The 14,509-nt window shown below is 44.5% G+C and carries 12 protein-coding genes; 8 read left to right on the top strand and 4 right to left on the bottom strand.

The genetic code is table 11. The features are described from left to right. Positions 1-12 precede the first annotated feature (12 nt). From ABDV94_RS07720 to ABDV94_RS07710, 3 genes are all read right to left on the bottom strand, one after another. Positions 13-1,554 carry a hypothetical protein gene (locus ABDV94_RS07720; RefSeq protein WP_343606194.1) on the bottom strand — a complete coding sequence of 514 codons (1,542 nt, stop codon included), beginning with the start codon at positions 1,552-1,554 and terminating at the stop codon, positions 13-15. A gap of 94 nt (positions 1,555-1,648) precedes the next feature. Then, on the bottom strand, positions 1,649-3,178 hold the full coding sequence (locus tag ABDV94_RS07715) for a hypothetical protein (protein ID WP_343606192.1): 1,530 nt from the start codon (positions 3,176-3,178) through the stop codon (positions 1,649-1,651). Between the two features lie 88 nt (positions 3,179-3,266). Beyond that, complete coding sequence (locus tag ABDV94_RS07710) at positions 3,267-4,070, bottom strand: AraC family transcriptional regulator (RefSeq protein ID WP_343606190.1); 804 nt, start codon at positions 4,068-4,070, stop codon at positions 3,267-3,269. 126 nt (positions 4,071-4,196) lie between these two features. On the opposite strand from ABDV94_RS07710, the gene ABDV94_RS07705 reads away from it, so the two are divergent. From ABDV94_RS07705 to ABDV94_RS07695, 3 genes are all read left to right on the top strand, one after another. Beyond that, positions 4,197-5,534 carry a TolC family protein gene (locus tag ABDV94_RS07705; protein WP_343606188.1) on the top strand — a complete coding sequence of 446 codons (1,338 nt, stop codon included), beginning with the start codon at positions 4,197-4,199 and terminating at the stop codon, positions 5,532-5,534. 198 nt (positions 5,535-5,732) lie between these two features. Continuing rightward, positions 5,733-6,800, top strand: coding sequence for an HlyD family secretion protein (locus tag ABDV94_RS07700; RefSeq protein WP_343606186.1), 1,068 nt, complete (start codon positions 5,733-5,735; stop codon positions 6,798-6,800). Then, the gene (locus ABDV94_RS07695; RefSeq protein ID WP_343606184.1) at positions 6,793-8,382 is read left to right on the top strand and encodes an MFS transporter; all 1,590 of its coding nucleotides are present in this window, start codon (positions 6,793-6,795) and stop codon (positions 8,380-8,382) included. The genes ABDV94_RS07700 and ABDV94_RS07695 overlap by 8 nt, the downstream gene beginning before the upstream one ends. A gap of 130 nt (positions 8,383-8,512) precedes the next feature. On the opposite strand, the gene ABDV94_RS07690 is transcribed toward ABDV94_RS07695, so the two are convergent. Beyond that, on the bottom strand, positions 8,513-10,690 hold the full coding sequence (locus ABDV94_RS07690; RefSeq protein WP_343606182.1) for a T9SS type A sorting domain-containing protein: 2,178 nt from the start codon (positions 10,688-10,690) through the stop codon (positions 8,513-8,515). 344 nt (positions 10,691-11,034) lie between these two features. Here ABDV94_RS07690 and ABDV94_RS07685 point away from each other — a divergent pair, with 344 nt between their 5' ends. From ABDV94_RS07685 to ABDV94_RS07665, 5 genes are all read left to right on the top strand, one after another. Next, positions 11,035-11,403, top strand: coding sequence for a hypothetical protein (locus tag ABDV94_RS07685; protein WP_343606180.1), 369 nt, complete (start codon positions 11,035-11,037; stop codon positions 11,401-11,403). A gap of 91 nt (positions 11,404-11,494) precedes the next feature. Then, a complete protein-coding gene (locus tag ABDV94_RS07680; protein WP_343606178.1) occupies positions 11,495-11,779 on the top strand; it encodes a hypothetical protein in 285 nt (94 codons plus the stop codon). Between the two features lie 742 nt (positions 11,780-12,521). After that, positions 12,522-13,061: a hypothetical protein gene (locus tag ABDV94_RS07675; RefSeq protein WP_343606176.1), complete on the top strand. Its 540-nt coding sequence runs from the start codon at positions 12,522-12,524 to the stop codon at positions 13,059-13,061. An 80-nt stretch (positions 13,062-13,141) separates the two neighbouring features. After that, on the top strand, positions 13,142-13,708 hold the full coding sequence (locus tag ABDV94_RS07670; RefSeq protein WP_343606175.1) for a hypothetical protein: 567 nt from the start codon (positions 13,142-13,144) through the stop codon (positions 13,706-13,708). Then, positions 13,687-14,508 (top strand): histidine kinase, encoded by an 822-nt coding sequence (locus ABDV94_RS07665; protein ID WP_343606174.1) that lies wholly within the window; start codon positions 13,687-13,689, stop codon positions 14,506-14,508. The genes ABDV94_RS07670 and ABDV94_RS07665 overlap by 22 nt, the downstream gene beginning before the upstream one ends. Position 14,509 lies beyond the last annotated feature (1 nt).

Below are 14,509 nucleotides of genomic sequence, written 5' to 3'. Positions count from 1 at the left end.
AACTAAAATCTGTTAGTAATGAATCTTTCCGATCACCCCGATGTGTGCATTGCCTTTGAGATCACCGTACAGTTCGTCAAATACCCGCAGTGGTACGGATAAACTTAAAAAAGTACTGTAGGCAAGATACATTTCATGTGCAGAAACCGGGAAAAAATAAGTCGGTTGTGGTTTATAATCGGCATCTGGTTTTAAGGGAACGACACCTCTGAACTTTCCATCGGTCGAATAATATGAAACATAGCTGCGCTCCAGTTTTTTCAAGGTGTAATTACCGATTTGTTTGGATGACACCGAATGATCGCTTGTACCGAAGGCGTACAAGGTTTGCCCGCTAACAGTTAAGCGCTGGTAACAAGAGGCTCCTTCCGTAACAGACCACAGGAATTTACCGGAATTCGAAAAGGCAGCCAGCACTGAATGCCTGTTTGCAGAGGTATCAGCCGTCACTTCAAATGGTTGAGGAATTGATTTCCCGTTTTGATAGGCAATGATGATCTGTTTGTCGGTTGCAACGGTTTGCTGGATGATGTTTTGTGCATCCGTCTGCTTCACCCAGCGGATTTTTCCGTCAGGATGATATGCTACCAGGTAGGTGCCGTAGCGGAGGCCGTTTTTATCTCCTTTTGCGGGACTTTCCAGTGTTTTTCCGTTTGAAAAGAGAACGGTTTTAGAGGCAGATCCTACCATATACACCGAACCATTCGGAGAAATACTGACGTGTTGTGCGTCGCTGTATGAGGAGCAACAGCCGGTTCCTTCGTAAGCAGCAAGGTCTCCCCACAGCCATTTGCCTTGCTGGTCATATACAAATACAAAGTCACCTCCGGCTTTTTTGGGAACGGCTTTAAAAGCTTCCATGTCCAGCTGATCGTCAAAATGACCGAAAATGACCAGTTTATCCTGTGCATTGACCAGGAAACCTTCCGGCTCGATTCCCAAATGTTCTTCAGGAGCAATTAAAATGCTGCGTTTCAGATGAATGGACTCATCCAGAACCAAGACATACAAACCGGCACGAACAAATTGATCCTTGGGTGAGAGCGGCTGAAACAGATCTAAATTCCCATAAGAGATTTCTTCTTCCTCCTGCTCATCTTCGTCGTTGTCGGATCCTGTGCGATATTCTCTTTCAAGGTTGGTTTGCTCCAGGTCGTATTCTCCTTCGACGTAGCACAGCATCAGGAACTCATTCTTGCTGTTTCGCTCCAATCCGTAAATCCGGAACCATTTGTTTTGAAATTCAATGAACTGATCAATTTTTCCATCGGCTGCATAGCTGATCAGGAAACTTATCCCGACCGGGTAGGTTTTTTTCGACGCAATTTCCACGATACTGCTGTCCTTTTTCTGGTTGGTAAAGATTTTTTGCGGACCGTTGATGTAATAGGGAGAACTTCCTTCAGCGACTACCAGCATTTTTCGGGAACTCGTGATAGTCGCATGGGTTACGTTCAATTCTACGTTTTTTCCGGATGATAACCAGTCGAACCGCTGTGCAGAAACGGCTGAAGCGCACAGGCAAAACAAGACAAACAGAAATCGTTGCGGCATACTTTAAGTGTTTAAGTTTCCTGTAAAAGTAGCCAATTTATATTATCCGTTGCACTGCTATTCGGAATGGTGGATGTTCCAACCAGCAGGTTGGTTACCGCAGCCAGCTTTCCCGCAATTTAAGCTGTTCCGGAGTACTGTTTTTCAATTCTGAAATCTTCCCGTCCTCGAACTTCAAACCGGCTTTTAGCAAGATTTCTTCCAGCGGCAAAGGTTCGGCTCCTTCGATATAGCTGGCAATAAATGCCCGAAGTTCCGGAAAACCGCTTAATTGAACCATGTCTGCAAACAACTGATTGTCTTCAAAAGGTTTTCCGGGGCCGTAGCGTTCCGTCAATTGCAATACCAAATCTTTTACGCCATACGTTCCGCCGGATAATTCGCGGAGTTTCAAATCCAGGCACATATTGAGCAAAGCACCTTTGAGGTAAACGTTGTAATATTCATCCTGCATTTCTATCGGGTGGAGGCTCAATTCCGTCATGGGCAGGTTGGGATCGAACTGTTGCATCATGCTGGCTTTCTCTTCGATGGTGCGGAAAAACTCCTGCTCACTTTGCAATCCGGTTTTCACAGGCATGTGCATGGTGAAATACTCCGTCATGCCTTCGTAAAGCCACAAGTGTTTGGAGAATTTCGGATTGTTGTAATCATACTGTTCGATCTCTTTTGAATGTAATCCGAGAGGCATGAGCGTATGAAAAAACTCGTGGCTGGCAATTCCGTACACATTTTGCTTAATGGTTTCGATATCCAGGGGCATATACAGCAAGATGAGCGTCGAATTGGAATGTTCCAGTCCGTCGCCGATGTAACTGCCGCTGTTTTTAGATAGATGGTGGTAAATGATAAAGGTGTATCGGTCAACCGGAAGTTTGTTGTTCAGGTATTTTGCCTGGGCCAGCAGGAGCGGACGAATGTAAGCTGCAATGTCTTTGGAAATCGATTTTCCCGAAGTTGAATAACAGGCTACTTCAACTGAAATTCCAGGAAGCTGGAGGATGGTGGTGTCCGGAATTGCATATAAAATGGGGTTATCGACCAAACGGTGGTAGTTGGCTGCAAAGAAACGGTCTTGTTTTGCCCCGGTTGTTTTCTTCAGGCTGGTTGCCGGATATAGCTTCTTTTCTTTTCGAATACTCACTTCAAATGGATGATCGATGTGTCCGCGGAAATACCCGAAGAGGCAATTGGGCGTAATAACGAGTGCACTGTCGCTGAACGAACTGGCTGCTGAACGGTAAAAACCGTTTTCCAGGTGTTCGTCAAAAGCTTCCCAGGAATCGTCGACCAGGTAGGAGAGACGGGCAATTTTTCGGGTACCATAGATTTTCCAGGAGTTCACATCCGTTTGTTCAATTTGGAGCTTTTTCCCTTTTTTGTCAAAGACTTCAAATCCTGAAATGTACTGTCCGAAATTCATAGCTCCGTAAATTCCCGGAACAATCTTCGGGAAGCAATACGTAAGTGTGTCTTCCGAAAAACCACTGATTTTTAGGTTTACGCGGAGCTGGTCGTTTGACAGTTTCCCGATGGTCGTTTCATAGCGGTACGTGATTGTTTGTGCCTGGATTCCGGCCATGCATCCTGCAAAAAGCAGAAGCAGAAAAAAGGCTTTTTTCATAAGTTGTGTTTGACGTCTTGTTGCTAAGACGATGCAAAGCTGCAAAAGTTACATTTCCATTCTGAAAGAGATCAAACCGTTTTCACCGTTAAGAAATCACGGATTGGGACGTTTTTCTCAGATCGGAAGGGCGCGAATGTGTGAAGGTGTAAAACGTATTGCTGAAAGCTCCAAGCGTATCATATCCCACAGAGTAGGCAATCTCACTGATCGATTTGTTGGTTTTCAGCAGCATTTCCAGTGCTTTGATAATCCGCAGGGTTTTCAGGTACTGGAGAAAAGACATGTGGAGATTGGCCTGGAAGAGGCGCGATAAGGTACGTTCACTGATATTGAAAACGGCACTTACGGTCGACAAGCTGATCGGTTCTGACAGATTCTGCTCCATGTAACGGATAATTTTCAGCATCCGTTCGTCCTCCGTAATCGGCAAAATCATGGGAAGCGCCGTGTTATTGAGTTGTGGAAGCAGGTTTTTGAGTGCAACCAGGAATTCGAAGTTTTTGGTTTCCGGTCCCACGTTTTTCCCGTCCCAGATTTCCGTGTGGTTGATCATCTGGATCAGCAGTTCACTGGCCGGATAAATGCCGAGTGTGTTGTAGAACGGATGGTTTGCATCATCGTGGGAGTAGAAATACAGGGAACGCAGCACGGTTGCTGAATAACCGATCCGGAGAATGTGCGGAAGTCCCTGCGGAATCCAGAAATAATGTCTGGCCGGAACCACGTAGGTTTTGTAATCAACGGTGATGTAGGCAATACCGCCTTCCACGTAACTCAATTGTCCTTTGGTATGTGTGTGCAAAGGAATCAGCTTTTCCGATTTTTCATGCATGACAAACACCGAGTTCCGGTCTACGTCAATTTCAGGTAATGAAGCAATTAGTCCCATTTTGATAAGCTAAAATAAAGCGTTGGACAAAGGTACGATTTTCTTGTCCGGAATGAATAAATGATTGACTGTTTAAAGAAAATGGGAGCTTGGTTTATTCCTCAATTTTGCATCAGATAAAACAAGATGAATAACAGGAAAAAAGTGCTTGTTCTCAGTATCTGGATCATAGCACCGTTTGGAAAATTAGCAGGGCAAGTGGTTGCCGGACAAAAAGATACATTGACCCTTTCACTGAATGAAGTGTGGACGAAAGCAGAAGCATTCAGCCGGAAAGTGGAAATCAGCCGGCAGGAAGTTGCCGTTCGGAAAGAAAACTATGCAGATGCCAAAATGGAACGCTACCCGGACATTGGAATCAAAGGAACGGCTGAAAAAGCAACCAACATTCCGATTTACGACCACGGACTTTTTCATACGCCTTCCCAGCACGATGTGATTCACAATTTATACCGGGTCAGCAGCGATTTCTACCTGAATATCTACAACGGGAACAAACTGAATCTGAAAATCCGCGAAGACCGGACCTTACATGAATTGGCACTGATTGAAAAAGATCAGACCATTGCGGAAGTCCGTTACGAATCGGCACAGCTCTACCTGGATCTTCAAAAGTCGTTCATTTTCCTGGATTTGGTACAAAAGGACATCCTCGACCAGGAAAAACAACTGGAAGAAATCCGCTCGCTCTACAAAAACGGCGTGATTCTGAAAAGCGATGTGCTCCGGGTAGAACTGGATTTATCCAAACGCAAAATGCTGGAAGTGGAAATCAGGAACGACATCCTGATTGCGACCCAGAAATTGAATATCCTCATCGGTGAACCGGACGACCGGATCATTCTCCCAACTGGCCTGGCGAATTTGTCGTTGAATCATTTGGAGAGTTATGAGGCGTGCCTGCAGCAGGCTTTGAGTCATTCGTTTGATTACCAGGTGTCGGAAGAAATGACCAAACTGAGCGCACTTCATTTGAAACAGGTGCAGGCAAATGTGCGGCCTCAAATCGGGTTGTACGGTGAATACTATTTCATGAATCCGCAGATTTTCCTCTATCCCTACAATCCGTATTGGTATTCGCTCGGCATCGCCGGACTGCGGGTTTCGTTCCCGGTTTCATCCCTCTATCACAACATTCATAAGAAAAGAGGTGCACAGATGGAACTCGAAAAGGAGGAGGAAGCACACAAAGAAACCGAGGATCTGGTAAGACAACAGGTTCGGGAAGCATACCTCAGATACGAAGAAGCATTGGTGCGGATCCAGGTATCGGAAGTAAATGTGGCGCAGGCCATGGAAAATGCCCGCATCATTAAGGAAACCTATTTCAAACAAACTTCCCTGGTAACGGACTTGCTGGATGCGGATATCCAGGTGTTGCAGACACGTTTTGAACTGGAAGCTGCTAAAATGGAGGCACAAACGAAATACTACTTTTTGAAAAATGTCATCGGAACCATTTAGAATGAATGCTTTTGTATAAGGAGTAAAAGTTCATGCTTCGACAAGCTCTGTATGTTTAGTTCAAAAGTTCAAAATGGACTTTATACGCTTTGAACCGTTTTAACCTTTTGAACTCTTTCAACAACGTGAGCGCTTGATTCAATTCGATAAATCACCTCGATCATTTAATACGGCAACAAAATAGATTACGAAATAAACATGAAAAAAAGGAAATATACGGTCACTGACCGCTTGATCACCAAAATTACGGGCTGGATAGCCGGAGCAGCACTCTTCGTTTTATGTATCTGGGGAATCCGGAGCTGGTGGGACTTTGAGCATTACGAACAAACCAACGACGCACAGGTCGAAGAATACATCAACCCGGTAATTTCACGCGCAGGAGGGTTCATCGTAGCCGTGAAATTTGAAGAGAATCAATACGTGAAGCAAGGTGATACATTGCTGGTGATTGATAACCGGGAATACCTCATCCAGCAGGAACAAACCGAAGCCGCAATTCTGAAAGAAGAAGCCGAATTGAATGTGTTGGAAAGCACGATTCATACGCTGGAGAATACTTCCGGTTCGGCAAAAGCCCAGGTTCAGTCAAATAGAGCCAGAATGCACAAACAGCAATTGGATTATGACCGCTATGCCCAGTTGTATCAGGAAGAATCTGCTACCCGCCAGCAACTGGAAGACATGGAAGCAAAACTGGATGTGAATAAAAGTGATTACGAGTCGGCAGTTGATAATTACGATGCCTCATTGTCGCGAATTGAAGACGTGCAGGCAGAAAAAACAGTGGTGAAAGCAGAGATTAAGCGCTTGAAAGCTTTGTTGGAACGTCACAAACTGGATGTGAGTTATACCGTGATTACCGCGTCATACAACGGCCGGATGGGAAAACGGATCATTGAAGTGGGGCAGATGATTGATGCCGGTGAAGTGCTTGCATTCATTGTGAACGATGAAACCGATAAATGGATTGTTGCCAATTACAAGGAAACCCAGATCGGGCATATGAAGCGGGGAGATGAGGTGTTTTTCACTGCAGATGCATACCCGGATAAAGAGTTCCGGGGAGAAATTATCTCGATGTCTCCGGCAACGGGTTCCAGTTTTTCGCTGCTTCCGCCAGATAACGCAACGGGAAACTATGTGAAAATTGTTCAGCGGATTCCGGTCCGGATTCGGGTCAAAGGAACGAAGCAGGAAATCAGTCTGCTGAAAGCCGGGATGAATGTGAATGTTTCGGTTCCTAAAAAACAGCACCGTGTTTAACCGTTTTCCGATTTTCAGGAAATGGGTTCCGGAATGGTTGATCCGGATCATTCTATTCAGTTTGTTCCTGCCGGGAATCATGCTGTTCTTCCTCCCGATGGCGAATATTCCTGCCGCTGCCGGTTATTACGGATGCGAACCTGCCGATGTTCAGTTCATGGTAGCCTTGTTCTACGTAGGCTACACCGGGTTTTATGCCCTGGAGCGTCGTTTCTTCTCCTTTTTTGCCGCGAAGGAATACTTCATGATCTATACCTGTCTGAACATTGCCCTGGCTTTTGTGTGCTACCGTACGACGGATCTGTTTGTGTTGTTCCCGGTTCGTTTCGTCCAGGGAATGTTGTTTGCAAGTACTGTTAATCTCTCGTTGTCGACCATGTTTACCCGCCTGAAAAGCGAACGTGCCCGGGAAATCAGCTTTTCCGTTTTCTTTGGTGTGCTGATTTGTGCGTTACCGTTCAATAACCTGATTACTGCTGATTTGATTGATGCATCTGATTTCAAGGTCGTATACAAACTGGCATTGTTTTCCTATGTTCCGGGTTTATTCCTGTTGCTTGTTTCCATGAATAACATCCGGCTGGTGAAGCCGTTTCCGCTCAAAAAGCTGGATTGGCCCGGATTTGTGTTGTATACGCTCATCTTGCTGCTGATCGGCTACTGCCTGATTTTCGGGCAGGAATACTATTGGATGACAGACCGGCGGATTCGTTACAGTGTTATTGCAATCGGAGGTTTGTCTGTGGTGTACGTTCTGCGCCAGAAACACATGAAACGACCTTATATTGATTTGTCGGTGTTCCGGTTCCGCAATTACCTGGTCGGAATCCTGCTGTTGTTCATCATGTACATCTGTCGTTTTGCGGTCGGGATCACCAACACGTATTTCCTCACTGTCCTGAAACTCGACCCGATTCACGTTTCCTACATCAATGGGTGGAATATGGCGGGATTGATTCTTGGGGTAGTGATTGCCTGCCTGCTCATTTTGCAGCACAAAAACATCCGTCTCATTTGGTTGGCGGGATTCGGAGCCTTACTCACGTATTATTGCTGGATGTTTTTCCTGTTTAATCCGGAAGCAGATGAAACTCAATTCCACCTGCCGCTTTTGATCCAGGGCTTCGGAGTGGGGTGGTTGATGGTTCCGACGATTGTTTTTGCCATTTCTTCCGTGCCGAAGGCTTTAGGAGTTGCTGCATCAGCTTATTGTCTGGCAACCCGCTACCTGGGATTTTGTGTCAGCATTGCACTGATCAATTATTATGAGTTATTCGGAAAGAGTAAACATTATAATGCATTCCAGGACCGTCTGACCTGGATGAACCCGGTGGTTAAAAAAATGCTTGCATCGAATGCACATAAACTCACTTCGCGGGGATTATCACCTGCTCAGATTACCAAAGGATCGGAGAAATTGCTGTTACAAGCGGTGAACAGGCAGAACCAGTTGCGTTTCGGGATGGATTATTACGAAATGATGTCCTGGATTCTGATCGGAACGATTTTCTTCATTGCATTTTTTCCTTATGTGAACCGGACGGCGGTGTATTTGAAGTCAAAGATTCTGACACCTGCCTGAAAGCCTCAGGAAATGGACTTTTTACACCATCTTATAAAATTGTAAATCGCTAAAATTGGCTGTCTCCCGAGTGATTAAACTAAAAAATCCGGCCTGAAGATTCAAGCCGGATTTTTCTATTGATGCATTATTATTGAACACTTACCGCCTGCTGTGACGTTCTGTTTTCAGAAGTCAAGCGGATGAAGTAAATTCCCGGTTGAACATCCAGGTTCATAGAAACCATGGTTTCACCCGGTAAAAGGGTTTGAGTTGCAATTTGTTTTCCTTGCACATCGATCACACTGATCTGGCTTTCTTCAGCTAAAGCATCAAAGGTAACCTGGAATGCTCCGTTGTTAGGAACCGGGTAAATCTGCATGGATTGGTTTGCCAGCTCATTCAATCCGGCAGTACATTGAATAACGGTTACATGTACGCTGTCTGTAAGCACACAGTTTGCATTGTCAACTACCGACAACACTACTTCTCCTGTAGCTTGTATCGGGAACGAGTTGAAGTTGTTGTTTACGCCGTTCCACGTATAGGAATTGTAACCGAATCCTCCCGGAATAATGTATAATCCGTCTTCGGAACATACAGTCGTATCTGCTCCTAAATCAAGTGTATTGAACATGAACGTGATTTTGTTCGGGCAACCGTAATTGGCAGCAGTTGCCGCTAAACGCGTTGCGCTGTCTGAAATCTGGAAGTAAAATAAGTTTTCTTCGTCTCCACCGAAAGTGCTGGTGCTTCCTTCGTAGTGTCCGTAAAAACGGTTATTCACCGGGTGTGCGATAAAGCTGGACAAATCTGAGAAATCCGTAATCGTCATGATGCTTGTAGACGTGTTGGTCGTGAAATTGAAGTCAACAATGGAGTCGTTTCCGTCTCTGAAGTATGCATGGTAGTCTGTACCGTCAAATCCTGACATTCCCCAGTCAGCCCAGTTTTCAGAGCCGTATACATCCAGGTTGTGCTGCCCCAGCGGAGTCACTTGCCCGTTCAAAATAGAGATGTGGTAAAAGTCGTAGTTTCCGTATGCAGTTCCAACGATCAATTCATTGTATCCGGCAAGAATCACTCCCTGATCCTGGAATCCGAATGAAACCGGTTGAGTCAAAGGAATGATTTCGCTTCCGTATGTTAGATCCTCATTGAGTGCACGCAGGGCATTCATTGTGAACCCGCTTGAGTTGTCATTGTTTGGAGTTGTTGGAGCAACTGTATTGTAGAGTGTGTACAATTTCAATTGTGCCAGGTCGGTGAAAATTCCGTCGCGTTTCGGCAAATCAACCCCATTTTGTAAATCCAGGTCATAACGGGCAGTTGCATCGTCACCCACAATGTACACGTAGTTGGCAGATACGGCAATTCCTCCACGGTCATCACCGCTAACGGCTTCGTGATCGATCATTTGGAAGTTGGAAGTATCAATCGCGTTGATTTCATAAGCGTATTGACTGGATACCTTTGCAGAATAAATGTATGTCGGATTTGAAGTGATCGAAGGCAGCGTTACGTTTGTACCTGTTCCCACGACATTGGATAATCCCAGATCAATAGCATATACGGTTGCGATGTTCCCGCTGTTCATAACTGGAGAAGTATTCTCACAAGTTGTCAAAGAAACATCCGCCGGGTTTTCAAACACGATGTATTGAGTACTATCCTGCGTGTAACACCCGTTTGCTTCAGTAAACGTGTATGTCACGTTATATGTTCCGAAAGGTAAAGAGCTTACATTCAGTACGTTGTTTGATACTCCCGCACCCGAAAGCGTACCTCCTGCCGGAGAACCGGTGAGACTTACAACGCCTTCAGACTGACAGAAAGAATGATCAGCCATTGATATGCTTGCCTGTTGGGATGGCGTTCCTGTTGCGCAATAGTGATACTGGAGTTTTACACGCAGCCTGTTGTCATCACAATAAGGGTAGATTGTTCCCTGCTTCACCAGTTTGTAAACCGCGCTTCCTCCGTAAGCATTGACTGTTGCGAATGGAATTGTAACTGATGCCGAAAAGTATCCGCAGCTGTAAGGATTCGGCGAAGAGATCGATCCTACCAGGACGGCTCCCGGACCATAAATGTTGTAAACGCTACCCGAGTAGAAATAAGCAGAACCGTCAATCGTTAAGGTTGCATCATCATACGCTCCGCCAGGAAGCGAATTGAAGGTGTAGTACATCGTGTCATTGGAATAACTGATGTAATTGTAGTTGTCATTGGAAGGAGTACTTCCGTATCCCGAAAAGGTTTGGGAATAGCTGTTAGATGCAAATAGGAATCCTAAAAGCAAACTAAAAATCGCGTAATTTTTTTTCATTTGAGTCGCTGTAATTTTGGGCAAAACTAGCTCTTTGGCGATATTAAATTCATGGGGTTACAAAAGTCAGGGGGTAACCCTTATAGGTTCGTGTTTTCGGGGAGATAGACGGGTTTATATCTAAGCATCTGATTTTGAGTGTTTAAAGATGTGTTTTTTTTACCCCGTAGTTTTACCTGTTTTTTGAATGGAAGTATTTCTCCTCTGGGGTAAAATGGTGTTTTTCAGGATATTTGTGAATGTAATATTACACATCTACAAAAGGATCCGATAACCGCAACAATCGGGGCGAAAACCGAAAAGCCATACGAGTAGGATAAACCATTATTAAAAAACACTGAGTCATGGGATTTTATGGAAAAGAGCCGGTTAACCCGGCAAAAACAAAAGCAACGTATTTATGGACCGGATTAGATACTCCGGGAATCTTTATCATCGAAGTGGAAGGAGACGCTCCAAACTATTCGTATGGGTTCACCCTGGTGCGCGACACGCATTTCGTAGGAGGTTTGAAAATCGATTCAATGGGGTGGACAGGGCCGCTGGGACCTGGAACAACACCTTATTCTTCAAGAGGTTCATTCCCGGGACAATATGTTTCTAAAGTCGTTATCTCAGGATCAAACGGAGATTTCCTGATCCCTGTTGAAGAAATTCCGCACGATGCGGTAGACAGTTTTGTGAAAGCCAAAGCGGAAGAAGAACTGGCATAATCCAGGGTGTCAAAGCGGAGCCGGAACCGTAAAAAACACCGGGGCAAAAACCGAAAAGCCTGATGAGTAGGAAATCTAAAAAACAAGCATTATGTCAGATAATACATTATCACAAGAACAAGTTTTAGTAGGAGGATGGAGCCCGTATCATCCGCTTACGGCAGAAGAAAAAGCAATTTTCGATGAAGCAATGAAAGGATTGCTGGGAGTGGTTTACACGCCACAGCAGGTTTCAACACAGGTTGTAGCAGGAATGAATTACCGCTACAAATGTCTCGCTCAAATGCCTCCTGCAGAGGTGGTTTGGGAAGCGATTGTAGAGATTTACAAGCCGTTGAAAGGACAGCCGATCGTGACACATATTTCACGCATCTGATCCCCACAACTGATTAAAAGGCATGCTCTCCGAATGAATTTGGAGAGCATGTTTTGTTAGGGATACATTCGAATGGAACGGATTTTTTGGTTGCCGGGTTTTCGATTGGTTCGACCTGTGCGTAAAAGAAGAAAACCCGGTAATTATACCTGTTTTTTCAATTTGGGTATTTCTACCGTGAGATGCATGCCGGCTAACAGGCATCTTTGCATTATAAAAATCGCAGTAGTTTTCATGGGTATCGTTCCCCATATCAATAGAACGGAGGCGGATCCGAAAAGCCAGATGAGTAGGGAAGTCAGACGCATTTGTCTATTTTGACCATTATTTCCTGAAGAAGAAAGGTTGGCGCTTGTGGTAACACCACGATAACTGAAGATAGACAGAGTTGATGACGAAATAGATCAAGGGTTTCGTCGGAAAGAATGACACTCCTGAGTTCACTTCGCAGTGGATTTTCAAAGTTGAAAAGCGCTTCCCTCTAAGAAGCGGGGAGCGCTTTTTTCTTCAGGAATGCGGCAACCGCCGGTTTCTTTGATCAGCAGATAATGTATGAAGTACGGGAGAAGATAAGTGTAGTAAACGGTTAGTTTTATCTGTTTCGATCCCTTTTTATAGGTATTTATACCTGTTTTTCGGAAAAATCCGGTGACGGAAGTGGAAGTTTTGCCTAGATTTGATTGGGATTTCTAAGGTGGAAATTTGCACAACTTAATTTTATTCTGATAAACGCTTTGTAATTATGAAAAAAACAATTTTGATCGGCTCTCTGGTTTTGAATGTAGTATTGGCAATTTTTGTTGTAAGATCTCTTACTTCAAAGGAAGCTGCGCATTTGGAATCTGCTAGTACGGAAACAGGTAAAGGGAATGAAACCCGCCAGGAAATGGTAAAAGAAGGAGCTCGCAGTCTCTATGTAAGTGGAACGGCAAACGAAGTGAAGATTGATGTTGCAATCGACAATCTGAAGCGCTTTTATCTGAAGTATAAAGATTTGAGAGCGTACAAAATTTCTGCTGTTGACATGATGGAGGTGATGGGAATTGATTCCACAGCGGTGACTCCGAAATATAATTTTTGCCGTGCTTACCTCGGGTTGGAAACTTCCGGAAACTTCAAGCTGTATTTAACACCGGTTGTAGCTAATTACGACGTATTTTTCAATGACACGAACCCGGATGCTGGAAAAGCGCAAAAAAACAGTTATGTGTTGGATTTGATTGCTCCTTGCCCGAATACGTGTGATACTTCAAGTCCACTATACACTTTTAATAAACCTTGATTAATACAAAATTCATTTTAGTATTGTTTCACATCCCACTATTTGCCATTTCGTTTTACGTTTTGTGTATTTGGGGGAAATTGAGACAAGAATTAAAAACCCTCTCCTGGTATTTAATTCTGACGGGAGTTTTGCAGATAGCCTCTCTGGTGATGTGGTTTCTGCACGTGAACAACCTGCCGGTACTCCATGTGTTGGTACCGCTGCGTTTTGTTCTATTGGTTTTTATGTATAAAAGCATCCTGAGCGGCTATGTCCGCTCTTGGGTGCTTGATGCATTAATTGTTGGATTTTGTGTTTTTTCTGTGGTAAATACTATCTTTTTTGATCCCTGGAACACCTTTAATTCCAATGCGATGACGCTGGAAAGCATCATTTTGATCATTTTGTCGTTATCAACCTACGTTTTCCTGATGGACAAACGGATGACCGAACACCTGAAGAATTACCTGCGCTCCGTGGAGCTGATGAATTCGGGTGTTTTTATTTATTACACCTCGTCGCTTCTCTTGACGTATTTCGGAAAGTATACCATTCAGGTAATAAATCCTGAATTGAGTAGGTATACTTGGATAATACATGGAATTTTTTCCGTAATTATGTACTACTTCTTCTGGAGAGCGTTATGGAAACGGAACAGCACATAACATTCATTGAAACCCTGGTTCCCTTCGTGGGAGTTGTGTTCCTGATTGCGGCAGGCGTAGTCTTGCTGACCCAGCAGTTTCGTAAAAACCTCATCAGCGAGCAGTTGAAGCAGGAAGCCCTGAAAAATCAGCACCAAATGGAACTGTTACGCTCCGGAATCCTGGTACAGGAACAGGAACGTAAACGCATTGCGCAGGATATGCACGATGACCTTGGAGCCGTTTTGTCGATTGCCCGGATGCACTTGCTGCAGGCCGAACGCAAATACGGTGATTTGAATGAACAATTATTCAGCGATTTGCAGAATGTGCGTCAGCTGACCGAAAGTTCGATTGAAAACATGCGCCGCATCAGCCACGAATTGATGCCTCCCCAACTGGAACTTTTCGGAATCATTCAAACCATGGATGCCGTTTGCGGGCAATTAAACAATACCGGGAAAATCAAGAGTGCCTTTTTTGCGGAAGACGGTATCAACGCTTTTCTGAAAGACGAATTGATTGATCTGACTTTATACCGGGTGTGTATGGAACTGATCAACAATACGATCAAACACGCGGAGGCAACGGAACTGAAACTGACTATTACCGGTTCTGATAAAGAAGTAAAAGTACATTACAGCGATAATGGAAAGGGGCTCTCCGCCGAACACGAAGGAAAAGGAGCCGGTTTGAAGAATATCCGCAACCGACTGATGGTTTTGCGGGGAGATATTCTCCTGGATACGGAAAAAAAAGGATTTCACGCTACGGTGCATCTCCCGCTGCATTCGTCGTTAAGAGCTGAATTGGGAACATAAA

This window comes from Fluviicola sp. (assembly GCF_039596355.1).
GTDB lineage: Bacteria > Bacteroidota > Bacteroidia > Flavobacteriales_D > Crocinitomicaceae > Fluviicola.
This window is presented reverse-complemented; position numbering and strand designations above follow the sequence as displayed.